The 18776-nt window shown below is 35.2% G+C and carries 16 protein-coding genes and 1 pseudogene; 11 read left to right on the top strand and 6 right to left on the bottom strand.

Going from position 1 to position 18776, the window contains the following annotated elements; all coding sequences use genetic code 11:
* Positions 1–72 precede the first annotated feature (72 nt).
* Both J4T76_RS00675 and tenA read left to right on the top strand, forming a co-directional pair.
* A complete protein-coding gene (locus J4T76_RS00675) occupies positions 73–429 on the top strand; it encodes a DUF1161 domain-containing protein (RefSeq protein WP_267341455.1) in 357 nt (118 codons plus the stop codon).
* 339 nt (positions 430–768) lie between these two features.
* The gene (tenA, locus tag J4T76_RS00670; RefSeq protein ID WP_267346063.1) at positions 769–1431 is read left to right on the top strand and encodes a thiaminase II; all 663 of its coding nucleotides are present in this window, start codon (positions 769–771) and stop codon (positions 1429–1431) included.
* A 46-nt stretch (positions 1432–1477) separates the two neighbouring features.
* On the opposite strand, the gene asnA is transcribed toward tenA, so the two are convergent.
* Entirely contained in the window at positions 1478–2470 is a 993-nt protein-coding gene (gene asnA / locus J4T76_RS00665) for an aspartate--ammonia ligase (protein ID WP_267356106.1), read from the bottom strand.
* A 655-nt stretch (positions 2471–3125) separates the two neighbouring features.
* Here asnA and J4T76_RS00660 point away from each other — a divergent pair.
* Positions 3126–3815, top strand: coding sequence for an OB-fold protein (locus J4T76_RS00660; protein WP_267341451.1), 690 nt, complete (start codon positions 3126–3128; stop codon positions 3813–3815).
* Positions 3816–4144: 329 nt separating this feature from the next.
* Here J4T76_RS00660 and allD read toward each other — a convergent pair whose 3' ends face one another.
* The 5 genes and pseudogenes from allD to allC form a co-directional block, all read right to left on the bottom strand.
* A complete protein-coding gene (allD, locus tag J4T76_RS00655; RefSeq protein ID WP_267341449.1) occupies positions 4145–5194 on the bottom strand; it encodes an ureidoglycolate dehydrogenase in 1050 nt (349 codons plus the stop codon).
* A 33-nt stretch (positions 5195–5227) separates the two neighbouring features.
* A complete protein-coding gene (locus tag J4T76_RS00650) occupies positions 5228–6151 on the bottom strand; it encodes a carbamate kinase (RefSeq protein WP_267341447.1) in 924 nt (307 codons plus the stop codon).
* A 41-nt stretch (positions 6152–6192) separates the two neighbouring features.
* Positions 6193–6972 (bottom strand): (S)-ureidoglycine aminohydrolase, encoded by a 780-nt coding sequence (allE, locus tag J4T76_RS00645; protein ID WP_267341446.1) that lies wholly within the window; start codon positions 6970–6972, stop codon positions 6193–6195.
* Between the two features lie 142 nt (positions 6973–7114).
* Positions 7115–8374, bottom strand: coding sequence for an MFS transporter (locus tag J4T76_RS00640; protein ID WP_267341444.1), 1260 nt, complete (start codon positions 8372–8374; stop codon positions 7115–7117).
* Positions 8375–8386: 12 nt separating this feature from the next.
* A pseudogene (gene allC / locus J4T76_RS00635) lies at positions 8387–9613 on the bottom strand (allantoate deiminase).
* Positions 9614–10033: 420 nt separating this feature from the next.
* On the opposite strand from allC, the gene fdrA reads away from it, so the two are divergent.
* The 8 genes from fdrA (at position 10034) to J4T76_RS00590 (ending at position 18705) form a co-directional block, all read left to right on the top strand.
* Positions 10034–11698 (top strand): acyl-CoA synthetase FdrA, encoded by a 1665-nt coding sequence (fdrA, locus tag J4T76_RS00625; RefSeq protein WP_267341440.1) that lies wholly within the window; start codon positions 10034–10036, stop codon positions 11696–11698.
* A gap of 13 nt (positions 11699–11711) precedes the next feature.
* Entirely contained in the window at positions 11712–12968 is a 1257-nt protein-coding gene (locus J4T76_RS00620) for a DUF1116 domain-containing protein (RefSeq protein WP_267346071.1), read from the top strand.
* A gap of 3 nt (positions 12969–12971) precedes the next feature.
* Positions 12972–13928, top strand: a complete 957-nt coding sequence (locus J4T76_RS00615) for a DUF2877 domain-containing protein (protein WP_267356108.1) — start codon at positions 12972–12974, stop codon at positions 13926–13928.
* A gap of 3 nt (positions 13929–13931) precedes the next feature.
* Positions 13932–14855: an HTH-type transcriptional activator AllS gene (gene allS / locus J4T76_RS00610; protein WP_267341435.1), complete on the top strand. Its 924-nt coding sequence runs from the start codon at positions 13932–13934 to the stop codon at positions 14853–14855.
* Between the two features lie 64 nt (positions 14856–14919).
* Positions 14920–16152, top strand: a complete 1233-nt coding sequence (locus J4T76_RS00605; protein ID WP_267341433.1) for a pyridoxal-phosphate-dependent aminotransferase family protein — start codon at positions 14920–14922, stop codon at positions 16150–16152.
* Between the two features lie 280 nt (positions 16153–16432).
* Complete coding sequence (locus tag J4T76_RS00600) at positions 16433–17209, top strand: basic amino acid ABC transporter substrate-binding protein (protein ID WP_267346075.1); 777 nt, start codon at positions 16433–16435, stop codon at positions 17207–17209.
* A gap of 25 nt (positions 17210–17234) precedes the next feature.
* Positions 17235–17996 (top strand): amino acid ABC transporter permease, encoded by a 762-nt coding sequence (locus J4T76_RS00595; protein WP_267356110.1) that lies wholly within the window; start codon positions 17235–17237, stop codon positions 17994–17996.
* Entirely contained in the window at positions 17983–18705 is a 723-nt protein-coding gene (locus J4T76_RS00590; protein ID WP_267341427.1) for an amino acid ABC transporter ATP-binding protein, read from the top strand. Before J4T76_RS00595 ends, J4T76_RS00590 begins: the two co-directional genes overlap by 14 nt.
* The last annotated feature ends 71 nt before the right edge of the window (positions 18706–18776 follow it).

Here is an 18776-nt window from a genome sequence, read left to right as displayed (position 1 = left end):
ATGTTTAACACAAATAGACAGATTCACCAATAATTTTATAATATTAGTAGTTGTATATTTAAAGGAAAGGAAATGAAAAAGTTAGTTTTGGTTCTTTCATTAGGTTTACCCGCGATGTCTATAGCATCTAATTGTGAGAACATTAGTGCCAATATAGCAGAAAAAATAAAAAATAATGGTGTTGCTCCTTCTAAATTTCAATTAAAACTTATACCAGTAGATCAAGCAGATCAACAAAATGAAGGTAAAATTGTTGGATCTTGTGATGGTGGTCAACAAAAAATTGTCTATGTGCGTTTTGAAGATATCTCCTTAACGACTGAATCAATCGAACAAACACCAACTACACAAGACCAAAATACTCAATCTGATACCTCAGCTCAACAAGAAGCTGCCCCCCCACCAACTATCAAAAATCAGGAACCTTAAATTGATTCAAATAATCGATATAGACGTTAATAGAATAAGTGCAATAAGTTAACTCTGCAAAGATTTCTAATAAACCTGCTGAACGGCAATGATAAAAATAAAGATTCATTTTTTAGTCAAAAAATAGAAGAACAAATAAAGAGTAAAATTTCTTAATAAATTATTACTCATGTAAACGTTTCTCATTATTCCGAATGTTTTATTTATCTATGGTGCTATAGTCCGAAACTCTATCCGTAGCACCTGATTTGATTAATACCGACTAAGGGAGTTTAAAAGACGCTTTTTGTGCAAGTCTGTTTTACTCGTTAGTAACTGAGTTGTTAGAAAGGAGCTGTTATGTCATCGTTTTACTCACTTATTAAATCATGTCAAGCCGATTGGGATCATTATATTCAACATGAGTTTATCCAACGATTAGGCAAAGGAACATTAGATATCACTTGTTTTCAACATTATTTAAAACAGGACTATCTATTTTTATTCAATTTTTCTAGAGCTTGGGGACTTGCTGTGTATAAAAGTCATGATCTTGCTGAAATGAAGCAATCTTTAAATAGTTTAAAAACCATCGTTGAAGTTGAACTTGATTTTCATATCGAATATTGTAAAAGATGGCGAATAACTGAAAATGAACTCAACACGTTAACAGAAGCCAGAGCAAATATGGCATATACACAGTATGTGCTTGATGTTGGATTAAAAGGTGATATTTTAGACTTACACATTGTATTGGCTCCTTGTTTAATCGGTTATGGCATGATTGCCAATTGGTTAAAAAAACAACATTGGTATAATGCGAAAAATAATCCATATTCCAGTTGGATCAAAATGTATGTTACTAAGGAGTTTCAACAAGCAATGCAAAATGAAATTGCTTGGATTGATCAGCGCTTATTAAATATAGATACAAACCGCTTAGAACAGTTAAAGACACTATTTAAACATGCTACTCAACTTGAAGCTGATTTTTGGCAAATGGGGTTGGATAAGAGCTTTTAGTAATAAGCATACTTTACCATTTAAGGTAAAGTATGTTGATTGCAAACTAAAGAAGTTCTGTATAATTTTGTTTGGTTGATTCATCCCAAACGCTCGCTTGCACTTGACCGATATGTTTTTGTTGTAAAAGCAACATAACTAGACGAGATTGACCAATTCCGCCACCAATGGTTTGTAATAGTTCGCCATTGACTAAGGCTTGGTGCCAAGCAAATTGCAAACGATTCTCGTCACCAGTGATTTTCAATTGACGTTTTAATGTTTCTGAATCGACACGAATACCCATAGATGAAATTTCAAATGCACTATTCAAAACTGGATTCCAAACTAAAATATCACCATTTAATCCTTTAGAACCCATTTCATTATCCGTACTCCAATCATCATAATCCGGTGCGCGCACATCATGTTTTTCGTTATTTGATAATTTACCTCCAATACCAATTAAGAACACGGCACCAAGCTCTTTAGTTATGGAGTTTTCACGCTCTTTAGGTGATAAATTTGGATAACGTTTTAAAAGTTGCTCACTGTCCATAAACGTTATTGATTCAGGTAAAAATCGGGAGAGATGATATTTTTCCGATACTGCTTTTTCGGTCGCTTTAATAGCCGAATAAATTTTTTCAACAGTCTGTTTTAAATAGGTTAAAGTACGATCTTCTGGTCGGATTACTTTCTCCCAATCCCACTGATCTACATAAACGGAATGAATAGGTGAAAGACAATCTTCATCAGGACGTAGTGCTTTCATATTAGCATATAAGCCTTCTCCTATGGTAAAATGATGATAACTTAAAATTTTACGTTTCCATTTAGCGAGTGAATGTACCACTTCAAATTGGGTATTGTTGATTGTTTTTACCCTAACTTGCACTGCATTTTCAGTGCCAGATAGGTTATCTTGTACACCATCACCAACTTTACTTAGTAGGGGGGCTTGTACTTCAATTAATGATAAGTTTTCAGCCAACTTCTCGGCAAAAAATTGTTTAACAAAGCTGATTCTTTGTTGTTGTTCTTTAAATGATATCTGCATGTTTAGTCTCTAATTATTTATAATTTGTATAGGTAAAGTAAACTAGAAAATAAAAATTTGCAAGGTACAATAAGCTAAATGCAAATAACAGCAATATTGCTCAACCAATTATGGTTTTTAATTAATCGATGATAGATAGTTTATTTTGTTAAATAACTTTCAGGTTAACCTTACGTTTCAGTAAAAAATCAATAAATAATTTTAATTAACTTTACGGTTATAAAGGAAAATATACTGTAGATCCAGTATAACCGTTTACTTTTAATATTAACTAATAAATTTAGCATAACAGACTTGTGTATTAGTTTGCATATAAAAAATTTCTTAACAAAGTTACATAAGAATGCCACCCAAAATATCAATAGTGGAAGCAATAAAGATCGTTAATACAGGGTTATTTCACTAACAATGAGAAGTAACACTATTAAAAATTGTTTGATAGTTAATGAACGATTAAATGATGTTTTAATTGCATAATTTAGCCGAAGTGTGTCTGTTCAGATGGACTCATAATTAATTCATCTCACCGCTTTGGCGGTTTTTTATTGCTCAACGCATCTAAATAAAATACTATTACAAAAAATAAGATTTAAGGTATGAAAAAATTTAATTATTTTTTCATCTGTTTTGGTTCGATAATAAATGGAAGTAAGGAATGAAAAATTTAATTGCTATCTCAATATTCACTCTAATGAGTTTCAATGCTTTTGCCAATGATAATGCAAAAAGATTAACTGAGTTGCTTATAAATGAAGATATTGCTGTTTTTAAAACAGACGGTGAATCAATTATTGGTGAAAAAATACCAACTGTATCTGTATCAGCTTTAAATGAAGAATTCAGTAATGACCTGATTAACTACGAAAAAACATACGATCAGAAGTTAGTTAATATCATAGCAGAAGCATCAGATGTTAAAACGGATTTAAATGGTAACCCATATATTATTGCAAGTGATGAGGATCCATCTGAATTTGTTGTTATCAAATTGAAAAATAAAGATGATATGCAGAGTATTATTAAGGGAAGTGAATTAGACTTAATTTGTTTAGGTATAAAAGACAACAAATTTCCGTCGTTAGAAAATTGCGTCACTACTGACAGTTATCTTCAAAACTTTCTTGAAAGGATAATGAATAATATCAGCCAACTAAAAGAAGGGGACGTTCCAAAAGATTTTTTTGAAGCGATTTATCTGAGTTTTAAAGAATTTGATATTCAGAATCCTAATAGATTAGATGAAAAAAAATTAGAAAATAACCCAGATGATATGAATGCTATCATCAAAATAGTAACGGATAGCATTAAAGATGACGCCAAACAATTTACAATGCCTCACCCATAAAAAAGCCCGAAAGGGCTTGATTCCAACAAATTGATTTTCATTTTACATTATTAAAAAATTGCCGCTTTATATTAACAGTAGACTTTTCTATGTTTTAAATTAACACAGTTTATGTTATCGGTATGTACATCAATTCATCACTTATACTATAATATCACGCAGTTTTTTTGTGTTCCTTGTATGTACAGGGATAAACCGTTTAGACGAAAAGAATAGTAATTGAAGCTATAGGTTCCCTGTTCATACAGGGATTATTAAATAAAAATTATTGAAGGGGCAATGTTCATCCCCCCCCCCCCCCCCCTTGTTTACTTACACGGGGGAATATTTTATTCTGCAAACTTATTTTTATGATCATACCGATTGTAGTGGATAGTATCACTCATTAAGTAGTTGTAGATTTCATCTACAATATCGATACCATTTTTTAAGTAATTCGCTTCGCGTTTTTTGCCTCGTTCACCAGGGAAAAAGATTTCACTGTTTCCTTTAGCTGGTTTGACCTGTTTAAGTTGGTTAAGCATTGCTGACATATTCTTTTTGAATGCTTCAATACCGATAAAATAATCGGGATTGATCACAATATGCAAATGCCCAAGATCGCGTCCTTTGGATAAATTGGCATACATTGATGATACGTTTTTACCAAATGGAAGGCCCAATAAAATGCCTGACAATATATCGACCATCATCATTAACCCATAACCTTTAGCATCTGCTATTGGTAACAAAGCGTTGACTTTATGGGGATCGGTTGTTGGTTCTCCCTGTTCGTCTACAGCCCAGGTTGGCGGAATCGGAACACCTTTGGAGCGAGCATAAAGTATTTTTCCCCAAGCTTGTACTGTGGTAGCCATGTCGAAGGAAACAAGGCGATCGTCGGCAGTTGGTGCAGCAAAGGCGATAGGATTAGTACCAAAAAACTCTTCTGCACCACCATAAGGTACAGCCATCGGATCAGATTGGCACATTGATATCGCAATTAGGTTTTCTTCAGCGGCCATTTCAGTAAAATAACAAAGTGAACCACTGTGTGACATACGACGAATACCTACCACTGCAATGCCATTTTTTTTCGCCATTGCTATTGCTTTGTCCATGCCAACTTTAGCGGCCACCAAACCGCAACCATTGTCAAAATCTAATATCCCACTGGCAGGCCCAGTTTCTTTGTAAGTGACATTAGGATTAGGAGTCATACCACCTTTGGCGATACGTTCGGCGTAATATTCAACTCGTACCGCACCATGTGAATGGATACCACGCGCATCAGCAAAGGATAGGGCATCGGCAGCAATATTAGCATGTTCATTTGTTAAACCTGCCTTATGCAGTTTTTTCGCGATTAAATTGTGTAAGGTTTGTCTATCAACTCTCATAGTAAAACTCCTGTCTTTTATCAATATGTTTATTTACTCATTACATTGTTGATTTGATGGGCTGACAATAGTGCCTTTACTGGTATCTAATAACGCTTCAATATCGGTCAAAGTGCCAATATAAGCCCTGCTTCCTGTCTTTTCGACAAATTCAATTACAGATTTTATTTTGGGACCCATCGCACCATCGTCAACAGCGAGTGGTTTTAGTTGTTTAGGGGTGACATGACGTAACGCAGTTTGGGCAGGTGTTCCCCAATTTTCATAAACTGCATCGGCATCGGTTAAGATCATCAGATGATCGGCCTTGAGTTGTGTTGCAAGTTTTGCAGCTGAATAATCTTTATCTATCACTGCTTCAATGCCTTTATAACCCTTTTCGTCTTTTATTACTGGAATACCTCCACCACCGTTACATATCACAATGGTATCATCGGTTAGTAATTTTTGTATGGTATCAATTTCAAGTATTGTCTTCGGTTTCGGTGATGGGACAACTCGACGAATATATTGTCCATCTTTCTTAAATGTCCAACCATATTGTGCTTCCAATTTTTGCTTCAAATCGGGTTGATAGACGGGGCCTATGTACTTAGTTGGATGCTTAAATGAGGGATCGTGCACATCGACTTCAACTTGTGTTAATAGTGTCACAACTTTATTAACTCTTTTATATTGTTGTAAGCTGCGACCTATCATATAACCTAACATGCCTTGTGTCTGGGCAACTAAAATATCCAACGGGTAGGCAGTTATTTGAGTATAAGCCTGATTTTGTAGAGCCAATAATCCTACTTGTGGTCCATTGCCATGTACAATTACCAATCGATATCTACCAGCAAGTTTGGCAATAATTTTCGTTGTTGCATCTATATTTTCATATTGATGATCTACTGTTAAGAGTTGTTTGCGTTTAGCAATGGCATTACCGCCTAAAGCAATGACAATAAGTTCCATTTTGTTTCCTTAATCATTTTTTATGGTTGCTAGTTTTGTATTTATATTTCTATATCTCGATGGCAATCCTTAGAATAGATGTAACTTAATGGCTCTTTGCCAACAGAGTAGCAAGCTTGCAGTGCATAAGCACCCATAAAAATATAATCATCCTTTTTGACTGGTATCCACTCATTATCAAGCAAATATATACCCTCACCACTAAGTAAATATGCACCGTGCTCTTGAACATGTGTTTCAATGTACCCATGACTCGCGCCTGGTTTAAAAGTTAATATATGGAAGTTCATGTCAAAACCGAGCTCTTTAGGTAGTAGGTCTTGCACAAATACGTTATCCATATCTTCGTAACAGACGTAATCTAGCTTTTGAGCATGGTTGCTTACTATATGTGCTTGATGACCTACGAGCGATATATAACGGCGTTTATACAAAAATAGTCGTGACAATGGGACGTTATTTTGCAAATACAGTTTAACTCCTGCAGGACAGTATACATAGCCAGTTGTTTTAAGATTATAGGTTTGATCACCGGCTTTTACTGTCACTTCACCACTAATCACATAAACAAAAACTTCAATATCTTTACCGCCAAAACCTTGTTGATTTTTGCCATCTTGATGCATAGTGACAAGATAATCCACAAACGATGCCCCTAATTTTGGCGTGGATAGGATGGTAATGTCACAGTTTTCAAATCCTGGAATGATATTTTTGACTAATCCATCAGGCGGTATTAATGCGTAATTATGGCGTTTAATAATGGCTCTGGAGGCAAGTAAATCTTTTGGATAACCAGTGTTGTTATTGATATACCCCATTTTCATTCTCCTTGTAAAATGACGATTTTTTGACTATTTTTTATTGAATGTTTCGTTGATTTTTATTTAGGTAATAGCAATCCCAACTTATAAAAAGCAGTGATTTGTTTAACCGGCATAGGTATTTGGCCGGTAATGATGTTTATTGGTTGTTTGACATTTTTTTCGTATTGATCAGCATGAAGATTAGTGTAGCAACGACCAATATGCCGATGGCAACATAAAATCCAGTGATTTTAGTACCAGTAAGATCGGCTAAGTAACCAGTTAATGGCGGTGCAATTACTGATGAGCTCATGCCAAAAAAATTAAAGACACCAAAGGATGTGCCGTAATTGGATTTTGGCGCTGTTTCGGCAACATGTGAAATCAATATCGGTTCAACAGTGAGTTTGCCAAATAATCCATAAAACATTAATCCCGCAAGTAAAAAACTAATGGTTGTAGATTGTACGGTAATCAATAAGGTTGCAGCAGCAATCAGTTCTAATACGATAATGAAGAGTAGACGTTTACTTCTAAATTTATCAGATATTTTACTGATGATTAAGGCACCAGGTATTGCTGCGAAGGCTACCAATGATGACGCTGAGCCAATACTTCCACCAGTAAATCCACGTTCAGTTTCCAAAAAGTTTGGTAACCAACTGACAATCATGTAGTATCCATAACATGTTGCAAAGTATATAATGTAAGAGGAAATCATTTGAATACTGAAGAAACGGTGTTTTTTCTCAGACTGAATGGGCGAAATTGTCGTTTGTTTATCGATTGTATTATTTATAATTTGTTGTTTTAATTTATGTTTTTCTTTTATAACAATAGCAAATCCTGCAACTAAGCAAAGTATTAAAGCTGCTATAATATAAAGCATGTATTCCCATGGCATACCCCATGATTTAACTAAAAAACTGGTAGCCAACAAACTTATGCCCATTCCTAAGGCCGACCCCGTATTGATAATTGCCGAAGCAAATCCACGATGTTCTGCTGGGATATTTTCGGCTGAAAGTGACCAGGCTGAACCATAATAAGAACCACAACCTAAGCCAGCTAATAAACTTCCAACATAAATCATTAATATGGAATGCGCATTACCGATGATTAAAGCGGCGATAGCAAATAATAAGAAACCGGGAATAACCACGGCTTTTTTACCAAACTTATCAACTAACATTCCTGCTGGAATTTGCATTGCGGTGTAAGCAAAAAAATAGCAACTAGCAATTAAACCTAATTCAGTATTGGATTGCGGACCTATAGTTTGTTGGACTTCCGGAAAGATAGCGGTAAGGACTGGACGATAGATCCACATTACAGTCCAACCAAGACACAATAAAACTACTATTTTATGCCAATATTGAATACCGCCTGCTTTAGCTATTGTGTTAACTGTTGTCATGCTAACTCCTCATTATTCTTGGTAAGCTAATTTATAAAGGGCATAGGTCAGCGCTTTTATACCTTCAACTAAGTCTACGGTTTTGGTATCTTCAGCGGTATTGTGGCTGATGCCTTTGATACTAGGTACAAACAGCATAGCGGTAGGTACCCGTGGAGCAAAAATTTGTGAATCATGTCCAGCACCACTGTGCATTACACGATAACTGAGCTTCTCTTTTTTGCAAATGTCTTCTAACATATGGATCAGTTTGTTGTTCATTGGTATTGGGTCTTCATCCATCCAGCGGTGGATCTCAATTTTAAGTCCTAGCTCTTTAGCAATACGTGTCATATCCGCTTCGATTTCTTCAGTAAATCTAATCAATTCGGTTTTATCAGTATGGCGACAATCCATAGTAAATAGCACTTCACCAGGCACGACGTTAACAACATTAGGTTTTGGTTCAACATGACCAAAAGTCAGCACTAAAGGATCGCCTACTTTTAGCGCCTTATTAATGGATTCATGACAGATACAACTAAAAGCATACACTGCATCTTGACGATAACCCATTGGTGTGGTGCCTGCATGGTTTGCTTCACCAATAAGTCTGATGTTATAGCGTCGTTGACCAACAATACTGGTTACAATGCCAATACTTTTTTGTTCTTTTTCAAGTACACCACCTTGTTCAATATGAATTTCTAAAAAAGCTTTAATATCGCTGCGTGCAGGTTGAGTACTAAATTGAAATCCACACGCTTGCATGGCATCAATAAATTTGATTCCTTTTTCATCAGTGATATTTTCCACATCTTTTTTGTTTGCAATCGCAAAAACATTTTTACTTCCCCAAAATACATATGGAAAGCGACTGCCTTCTTATTCTGCCATTGAGATAAGTTCTAAGGAACGAAGTGGTTGACCGTAGTTTTCTTTCAAGTATTGCATGGCAAGTAGGGCGGCAATAATACCGAGTTGCCCATCTAGCTTTCCACCATTGACAACAGTATCAACATGCGAACCTGACATAATGATTTGATCTTTAAATTTACTACCTTCAAAGCGACCATATAAATTACCCACATCATCAAAATAGCTTTGCATACCAATATTTGTCATACGTTCTTTCAATGCATTTTGTGCTGCAAGCCATTGAGTTGTGTAAAGTAAACGCGTTGTTCCTCCTTGTTCAAGTCCCCCAAAACTGGATATCCACTCTACTGCATTTGCCACATCATCATGTAAGATTTTCATAAGCATCTACCTATTTTTAATCATTCTATTATTAATAATTATTCTGGTTATGTTTGATAAGTAACATACTATTAATAACAAATAATAATGTGATCAAACACTCTTTTTTAGTTTTATAAAATTTAATTAATTTAATGAGTTACTATTATAAAAAAATTTTTAACAATATCTTATCATAATGATTTATAAAGAATTTTTTTAGTATAATAAGTTATTGATTTGTGACATATAACCTATTTATTCTCAGTTTTTTTCGTAATATATAAATAGTGTGAAATTTTAAATTTGATAGATAAACGTATAACGATTTATCGGCGTTTAACAAATACCATTGGTAATAATTATTCAAGTTATTTATCAATTTACGTTTATTGCATATTTAAAAATAAAGAATTACTAAATAACTGAGAGGCAATTGGCATGATTCAATCTTTCATAAAAAAAGGAAGCTTTCAAGATTCGGTCAGTTTAATGTTAATTTCAAAAAAGCTGAGTAGTCTTGACGAAGTTGATGAAGTTTCCGTCATGATGGGGACACCAGCCAATAAATCCTTACTTACAGCAACGGGTTTTTGGAGTGATATATTTAATGAGGCTTCCCCGAATGATATTTGTGTTGCCATTAAAACGCATAATGATTCAATTAATGTTGTGGATCTAATCAGTGTAAAGCTTGAAAACTCGTTAAAAAATATCGTTCAGCAGCAAGGTAGCAGTAAATTACTCAAAGCAAGACGTTATGCTAGCGCAATTCAAAAACTACCTGACGCAAATTTAGTGTTGATATCGATTGCTGGTGAATACGCCGCAGATCTTGCTGAACAAGCCATTGATGATAATAAAAATGTAATGATCTTTTCAGATAATGTGCCTGTGACAGATGAAATTCGATTAAAAACTAAGGCTTCTAGTAAAGATTTGATTGTGATGGGTCCTGATTGTGGTACAGCGATTATTGCTGGTGCTCCATTGGCTTTTGCCAATGTGATTCCCAAAGGGAACATTGGGGTAATTGGTGCATCGGGTACAGGTATTCAAGAAGTCATCTCACAAATTGCGTTATTAAACCAAGGTATTACACAAGCTATTGGTTTAGGCGGGCGTGATTTATCGCAAGAGGTAGAGGGAATAAGCGCTTTAACCGCATTAAAGATGCTCGCGGCAGATGAGCAAAGTCAAGTCATTGCGTTTATTTCAAAACCTCCTGCTGAAAATGTGAGGGGAAAAGTTATTGCTTCCATGAAGCTGATTAAAAAGCCAATTGTGGCACTGTTTTTAGGATCAACTATCGACAAAGCACAAGATGAAAATATCTATTTTGTCAAAACATTAGATGAAGCAGCACGTTTAGCGTGTTTATTAGCCAAAGTAGAAATAGTTGCACATCAATTACATAAGGTAGCTAACAAAACGATTTCAGGACTTTATACCGGTGGAACTCTGGCTTCAGAAGCTGCGATACTACTTGCACAAGAGTTACATTTATCAGTCAGAAAAAATCATGATAAAGGCATATTGCTCGATGAAAACGGTCATAAAATTATTGATCTTGGAGATGATTTTTACACTGTTGGACGACCACATCCAATGATTGATCCTTCTATTCGTGAACAAGAAATTAGTAAACTAGGGGAACAAAAGTCAGTTGGGGTAGTATTACTTGATTTAGTGATTGGTTATGGCGCTAACTCAAATCCTGCTGAATCAATTATTGCCGGATATAAAGCAGCCAGTGCAGCGCGCTCAGCGGATAATCCCTTAATTGCTATCGCTACGGTAACGGGCTCACAGCAAGATCCACAATGCCGTAGAAAGCAAATTGATACCTTAACAGAGAATAATATTGTGGTGATGGATAATCTGTTCGAGGCGATATTATTAGCTAAAAAATTAATTACACCAATCACATCATCAAATTCACATAAAACATATCCTTTGCTTAATCATATAAGCGTAATCAATGCTGGATTGCGTAGTTTTGCAGAAGATCTTCAATCATCCAATGTCCCTGTTGTGCATTATCAATGGACACCAATAGCTGGCGGAAATCCAACATTAGCGGCTATTTTGAAAAAATTAAATTAAGAGGTTTTGACGAATGAATAAAGTAATTAATGAAGCAAACCAAGCCATTATGGAGCGAATCAAAGCCGCTAGACCACATTGGATTGGGGTAGTTGCTGCGAAAGAAGCTATACCGACTTTAGCACAAAATTATAAGTTATTACATGCTGGTCCTCCTATTGTCTGGAAAGATATGACAGGACCAATGCAGGGGGCATGCATTGGCGCCTGTCTGTTTGAAAAATGGGCGAGTGATGAAAAACAAGCTTTGGATTTATTAGAAAATGGTGGAGTTGAATTCATTCCATGTCATTCCGTTAATGCGGTTGGACCGATGGGCGGTATCACTTCAGCCAATATGCCAATGTTAGTTGTTGAGAACCTCACTCATGGTAATCGAGCGTACTGTAATTTGAACGAGGGTATTGGCAAAGTAATGCGCTTTGGTGCATATGGTGAAGAAGTACTCAATCGTCACCATTGGATGAAAGAGTCGTTAGGACCAGCATTGAATGATGCTCTTAAACTGTTTGAAAATGGAATTGATCTTACAGCCTTAATGGCACAAGCCATTACTATGGGTGATGAGTTTCATCAACGTAATATTGCGGCTTCAGCTTTATTGCTAAGAACATTGTCACCTAAATTAATTATGCTTGATCGCAATAAAACAGAACTGGCTAAAATATTTGAATTTTTAAGTGTAACGGATCAGTTCTTTTTAAATCTAGCGATGGCATTTTGTAAATCGGTCATGGACAGTGCAGCATATCTTCAAAAAGGGACTATTGTTACAGCTATGACGCGTAATGGTAAAGATTTTGGCATCAAGGTCAGTGGTTTAGGTGATGAGTGGTTTACTGCACCTGTTAATACTCCGCAAGGTCTATTTTTCACTGGCTATTCACAAAATGAAGCCAATCCAGATATTGGTGATAGCGCTATTACTGAAACTTTTGGTATTGGTGGTGCGGCTATGGTAGCTGCGCCAGGAGTAACCCGATTCGTTGGCGCAGGTGGCGTAGATATTGCATATGAAGTATCAGAAGAGATGAGTGAAATCTATCTTGACCATAATATGTTGTTACAAATTCCATCTTGGAACTTCCAAGGATGCTGTTTAGGTCTTGATCTTCGCCGCATTGTTGAAACGGGTATCACGCCTTTAATCAATACTGGCATTGCCCACAAAAAGGCCGGTGTGGGTCAAATTGGTGCAGGAACGGTACGTGCTCCATTAGCCTGTTTTGAAAAAGCACTCGAGGCATTAGCCAAAAAACTTAAAGTTTAATTTATGAAATGTAAATATGCAGAGAATAAATTACAAACAAAAGCGATAAGTACTTCACTTACGGCAACATCATTTGCTGCCGATGCAAATCGGCAGTTTTTCATGTCATCAACCCAAAATCACTTACAGCAATTTAAACCATTAATCATCAGTGCCCATGCACCAAATGTAGAGGGAAAATTATCTCTATTTAGTTTACATGAACATACAGTGAATTTAATCAATCACCAGCAACAATTAGTCACATTACATCAATATGGTAGTGGTTTATCACCTATGGGTTGGGTTGTTAAAACCGATGATTTTAATGTAATTCAAACTATGCTAGCTAATGATCATTTAACTCTAAGACAACAGAGTAATGGTGATTTATTACTCGGCGATATTTTGTTAAGTTATAATACTCATATCTGCAATATGACATTAAAGAGTAGAACACACACCGAATTAGATAAAACCGCGATTAGACAATTATTCATGCTGATAAATTATCCAACAGGCTTATTTGGGTTACTTCGAGAAAATATTGTCAACAACCCCGCACCAGAACTAATAAGTTTATGTAATAGGTTGAATAGTTTAATGTTGGGGGAAAGAGTAAATATTACTCAATTTATTGGATTAGGTCCGGGTTTAACTCCTAGCTTTGATGATATTATAGTCGGAATAATTGCAATACTTTTCTGTGATCATCGTTTTAAACCCAAAATACAACGAATAAAAACGACATTGCAGAATTTGCCATTAGAGGTATTGACAACAACAATTAGTGCTACATTTTTAAAATATGCATTACAAGGTAAATTTTCATTACCTGTTTTAAATGTTATTGAACGCCTGAATCAACATAGGTATAACCATTGTGCAATTCATAATCTTTTAAATTATGGACACACATCAGGAGCCGATCTTTTATTAGGGATCTGGTTGGGTATTGATCGTTTTGTTATAAAGGATTGAATAATGTTAGATACAGAAACTATGCGAACCTTCACAAAAGTAGTTGAGTGTAAAAGCTTTTCCAAAGCAGCCAAATTGTTATTTAAAACTCCAGCTGCCATTAGTTATCGTATCAAATCATTGGAAACGGATCTTAATACTCAATTGTTTGAACGCACAACACGAACAGTATCATTAACTCTTGCAGGTCAACATCTCTATGAGCATTGCAGCCAATGGCTACTTTGGTTGACTACTATGCCTGAAGAGCTACATCAAATACGCAATGGCGTCGAACGCAAAATTAATCTGACCATTAATAATTTACTCTATGATGTTGATGCGGTCACGGAGCTATTAAGCCATTTGCAAAAAAAATTTCCATTTACTAATTTTACCTTTAATCGACAAGTATATATGGGCGTTTGGGATTCGTTATTATACGGTGAATATCATCTTGCTATTGGGGCAACAGGAACTGAATCATTAGATAATATGATTAATATTTTTCCATTAGGTGAAATTAATTGGGTTTTTGTTGCAGCAAAAAATCATCCGATCACTCATCTAGAAGGTCCGTTATCAAATGAAACATTACGTAAATATCCCGCTATAAATATTGAAGATACATCAATTCATATGAATAAACGAGTTGCGTGGCTATTGCCAAGTCAATCTGAAATTATTGTGCCTAATATTACAACCAAATTATCCTGTCATTTAAAAGGGCTAGGGATTGGATTTTTACCACGTTCGGTTTGTCAAAAGTATTTGGATTCGGGTGATTTAATTCAATGCCAAGTGATTAATGAACGTAAACCTTCACCATTATCTTTAGCATGGAAAAAGTCGCATATGGGAAGAGTGATGAGCGAAATTGTTAATTTATTTAAGTTCCACCATCCATTAGCCAGTAGTTTTTTAAAAAATATCGATGTAAAAAGATAAACAATTCATCACAACTAAACGTGATTGTTAACAAATAAACAAGACTTAACTCAAGGAAAATCACATGTTAGATTTAGATAACTATGATCAAATTAATCCACCAGCACGATTACTGATGGGACCCGGTCCAATTAATGCTGATCCACGTGTAACGCGAGCAATGGCTGCGCCTTTAATTGGTCAATTCGATCCTGTTATGACTGATTATATGAATCAAACGATGGCGCTTTATCGTGACATATTTAAAACCAAAAATGAACAAACTTTTGTTATTGATGGCACCGCCAGAGCTGGCATTGAAGCTGTTCTTGTGTCAACCCTTCGTCCAAGGGATAAAGTGTTAGTGCCAATATTTGGACGATTTGGTTTATTACTTTGTGAAATTGCTCATCGTTGTAGAGCAGATGTGCATACTATTGAAGTGCCATGGGGAGAAGTATTCGATCCTAATGTAATTGAAGATGCCATAAAAAAAATTAAGCCACGCTTGTTACTTTGTGTGCAAGGTGATACTTCAACTACTTTACTTCAACCATTAAATAAAATTGGTGAAATTTGTCGTAGATATGGTGTGCTTTCTTACGTTGATGCAACCGCTTCAATTGTTGGTAACGATTTAGAAGTCGATAAGTGGCAACTTGATGGTGTGTCAGTGAGTTTGCAAAAGTGCTTGAGTGGACCTCCAGGCGTGGCTCCTTTAACATTAAGTCCAAAAATGGTTGAAATCATTCAAGCACGCAAATGTGTTGAACTTGGTATCCGAGATCAAGGGGATAGCAGTGGTAGTGATGAAATGATATATTCGAACTATTTTGATCTTGATATGATTATTCGTTATTGGGGATCTGAACGGATTAACCATCATACTGAAGCTACCTCTATGCTTTATGCAGCCAGAGAGTGTGCTCGTATAGTATTGCAAGAAGGATTGGATAATGTCATTGAACGTCATCGCATTAATGGTTCGGCTATGGTCGCAGGTTTACAAGCAATGGGACTTGATTTGTTTGGTGATATTAAACATAAAATGAACAATGTGGTTGGGGTTATACGTCCAGAAAATATTAACGACCTAGAAGTACGTAGTTTAATGCTCAATGATTTTGGTATTGAAATTGGTGCATCTTTTGGTCCTCTAAAAGGTAATGTTTGGCGTATTGGTACTATGGGTTATAACGCTAGAAAACAGTGTGTTTTACAAACATTAACTGCCTTTGAAGCAGTATTAAATCGTGTTGGTTTCAAAACCATTCAAGGCGCTGGATTACAGGCGGCTTGGAATATTTATCAACAATAAATCATATTTTTATAACAAACACTCAATTATAGTTTAACCATAAAAATCAAAAAATAATGCTTTTTAAAAAAGCAGAGCAATACTCTGCTTTTTGTTATTAAGATGACAAAATTCTCTATTTCAATTGAAAATTGAATTCTTTTTTCAATTTTGTCTTACTCGTTAATCCTTTAATACTTCTCAAAAAAGTAAATAATATAATGAAATCTAAATATTAATTTGCATTATTTCCCTTAAAAGCTATTATGTTTTTCATATTTATTTATAGATAGGAATTACCATGATTAAGTCTTGTTTTTCGTTAATTTTATCTGCTTTTTTATTAGTTTCTAGTTATTTAAGTTACGCAGATAAGGCAACAACTTATGTAGTAGGCGCCGGTGGTACGTACCGACCTTTTGAATATGAAAATAATCAGCGTCAGTTAGAAGGCTTCGATATTGATATTATTCAAGCGATTGCTGATGTTGAGAATTTTAACATCAAATTAATTAATACACCTTGGGATAGTATTTTTGCAAGTTTGAACAATGGTGAACGTGATATTATTATTTCAGGTATTACTATTACCGATAAACGAAAAAAATCGGTCGATTTTTCGTTTCCTTACTTTCCCGCTGAACAAGTAGTTGTGACCCAAGCAAACTCTAGTATTACTTCATTGGAAGATTTAAAAACAAAAACGGTTGGCGTTGTAAATGGCAGTACGGGGGATGTGGTTGTTTCAAAAGTTTTAGGAATGAATAGCAAAGCGATCAAACGTTTTGATAATACTCCTCTTTTGTTGCAAGATCTTTATGAAGAAGGGATTGATGCTGCGGTTAGTGACGTTGGGGTAGTTAAGTTTTATATTAAAATGCATCCAGGAAAAGATTTCAATCTAATTGCTGATCAAAATTTCGAAGCTCAATATTTTGGTATAGCTGTTGCCAAAGGAAATGATAAATTACTAAATAGTATTAATGAAGGACTTAAAAAAATTATTGTTAATGGTACTTATGCTACCATTTATGCAAAATGGTTTGATGAAAATGTACCAACTTTGCCTATTAATTAATCTACAGCAATAGGATATTTGATTTATGCAGTTTAATTGGGAAGTGATTCGTGATTATTTGCCTCTGTTTATTGATGGCGCAATAATGACCATTACCTGTACTCTAGTTTGTGTAGTGTTTGGTACGTTTTGGGGATTAATTTTAGGTCTTGGTCGAGTCGCTCAAGTAAAGCACGGTATTTATAAATACACTTTATCAATATTAGTGAAATGGCCAATTAAAATTTATGTAAGCGCCTTTCGCGGTACCCCTTTATTTGTTCAAATTATGGTTATGTATTTTGTTATCATGCCATTTTTGTTACACCCTCGAGAGGGTGTTTTGGTCTCAGATTATTTAATATCGCCTGAAACCGCGCGTTATTTACGAGTGCAATATGGTGCATTTATTTCTTGTGTTTTAGCGATAACTTTAAATGCAGGTGCCTATATTTCAGAAATCTTTAGAGCTGGCATTCAATCTATTGATAAAGGACAAATGGAAGCTGCACGATCTTTAGGTATGAGTTATAGTAGTACTATGCGTAAAGTAATTTTACCTCAAGCTTTTCGACGAATGCTTCCTCCTTTGGGTAATAATGCGATTGCGATTTTAAAGGATTCTTCCTTAGGTTCGGCAATCGGATTGGTTGATTTAGCTTATGCAGCAAGAACGGCTGGTGCGGCCAATGCAGTTTATACTGAACCTTATCTAGTCATTTCTTTAGTTTACTGGTCTATGACATTTTTATTATCCCTACTGGTTAAATATATGGAAAAAAGGTTAGGCAAAAGTGATTCACATTAATAATCTACAAAAGCAATTTGGCGATATCCATGTATTAAGAGGTATAACATGCGATTTTCAGGAAAAAGAAGTTATTTCCATTATCGGTCCTTCAGGATCAGGTAAAAGTACTTTTTTGCGTTGCATTAATGGGTTAGAGGATATCACCGCAGGTGAAATTGAAGTGAATGGCTTTAAAGTACATGATCCAAGAATTCCTATTAATCGCTTGCGAGAATCTGTGGGTATGGTGTTTCAACGCTTTAATCTATTTCCGCATATGACAGTGTTAGATAATTTGATTTTAGCACCTCGTGATGTCAAAAAAATGGCTAAATCCGAAGCTATTACCAAAGCAGAAAGTTTATTAATTAAAGTCGGATTAATTGATAAGATTGATGCTTACCCAAGTCAGCTTTCAGGTGGTCAACAACAGCGTGTTGCCATTGCTAGAGCTTTAATGATGGATCCTAAAGTAATGTTATTTGATGAACCAACTTCTGCACTCGATCCCGAATTGGTTGGTGAAGTTCTAGCTGTCATGAAATCATTAGCTCAAGAAGGTATGACAATGGTGGTTGTAACTCATGAAATGGGCTTTGCCAGAGAGATGTCAAGTCGAGTGATTTTTATTGATCAAGGAATTATTCAAGAACAAGGATCACCAGATCAGATTTTCAAAAATCCACAAAATGAACGGACACAGTTATTTTTAAGTAAAGTGCTCTAGTTATTCATTTAGTTAATGATTTGAAAAAAACCGTTCTTAATAGAACGGTTTTTATTTACAGATAAAAAAAT

Source organism: Gilliamella sp. B3022 (genome assembly GCF_028751545.1).
Lineage (GTDB): Bacteria > Pseudomonadota > Gammaproteobacteria > Enterobacterales > Orbaceae > Gilliamella.
Note: the sequence above shows the minus strand (reverse complement) of the source record. Positions and strands in the feature narration are given on the sequence as shown.

Bases quoted from the DNA above. Each gene is read 5' to 3' on its own strand.
- J4T76_RS00675 (WP_267341455.1), top strand. From the start codon at position 73: ATGAAAAAGTTAGTTTTGGTTCTTTCATTAGGTTTACCCGCGATGTCT.
- tenA (WP_267346063.1), top strand. From the start codon at position 769: ATGTCATCGTTTTACTCACTTATTAAATCATGTCAAGCCGATTGGGAT.
- asnA (WP_267356106.1), bottom strand. From the start codon at position 2,470: ATGCAGATATCATTTAAAGAACAACAACAAAGAATCAGCTTTGTTAAA.
- J4T76_RS00660 (WP_267341451.1), top strand. From the start codon at position 3,126: ATGAAAAATTTAATTGCTATCTCAATATTCACTCTAATGAGTTTCAAT.
- allD (WP_267341449.1), bottom strand. From the start codon at position 5,194: ATGAGAGTTGATAGACAAACCTTACACAATTTAATCGCGAAAAAACTG.
- J4T76_RS00650 (WP_267341447.1), bottom strand. From the start codon at position 6,151: ATGGAACTTATTGTCATTGCTTTAGGCGGTAATGCCATTGCTAAACGC.
- allE (WP_267341446.1), bottom strand. From the start codon at position 6,972: ATGGGGTATATCAATAACAACACTGGTTATCCAAAAGATTTACTTGCC.
- J4T76_RS00640 (WP_267341444.1), bottom strand. From the start codon at position 8,374: ATGACAACAGTTAACACAATAGCTAAAGCAGGCGGTATTCAATATTGG.
- fdrA (WP_267341440.1), top strand. From the start codon at position 10,034: ATGATTCAATCTTTCATAAAAAAAGGAAGCTTTCAAGATTCGGTCAGT.
- J4T76_RS00620 (WP_267346071.1), top strand. From the start codon at position 11,712: ATGAATAAAGTAATTAATGAAGCAAACCAAGCCATTATGGAGCGAATC.
- J4T76_RS00615 (WP_267356108.1), top strand. From the start codon at position 12,972: ATGAAATGTAAATATGCAGAGAATAAATTACAAACAAAAGCGATAAGT.
- allS (WP_267341435.1), top strand. From the start codon at position 13,932: ATGTTAGATACAGAAACTATGCGAACCTTCACAAAAGTAGTTGAGTGT.
- J4T76_RS00605 (WP_267341433.1), top strand. From the start codon at position 14,920: ATGTTAGATTTAGATAACTATGATCAAATTAATCCACCAGCACGATTA.
- J4T76_RS00600 (WP_267346075.1), top strand. From the start codon at position 16,433: ATGATTAAGTCTTGTTTTTCGTTAATTTTATCTGCTTTTTTATTAGTT.
- J4T76_RS00595 (WP_267356110.1), top strand. From the start codon at position 17,235: ATGCAGTTTAATTGGGAAGTGATTCGTGATTATTTGCCTCTGTTTATT.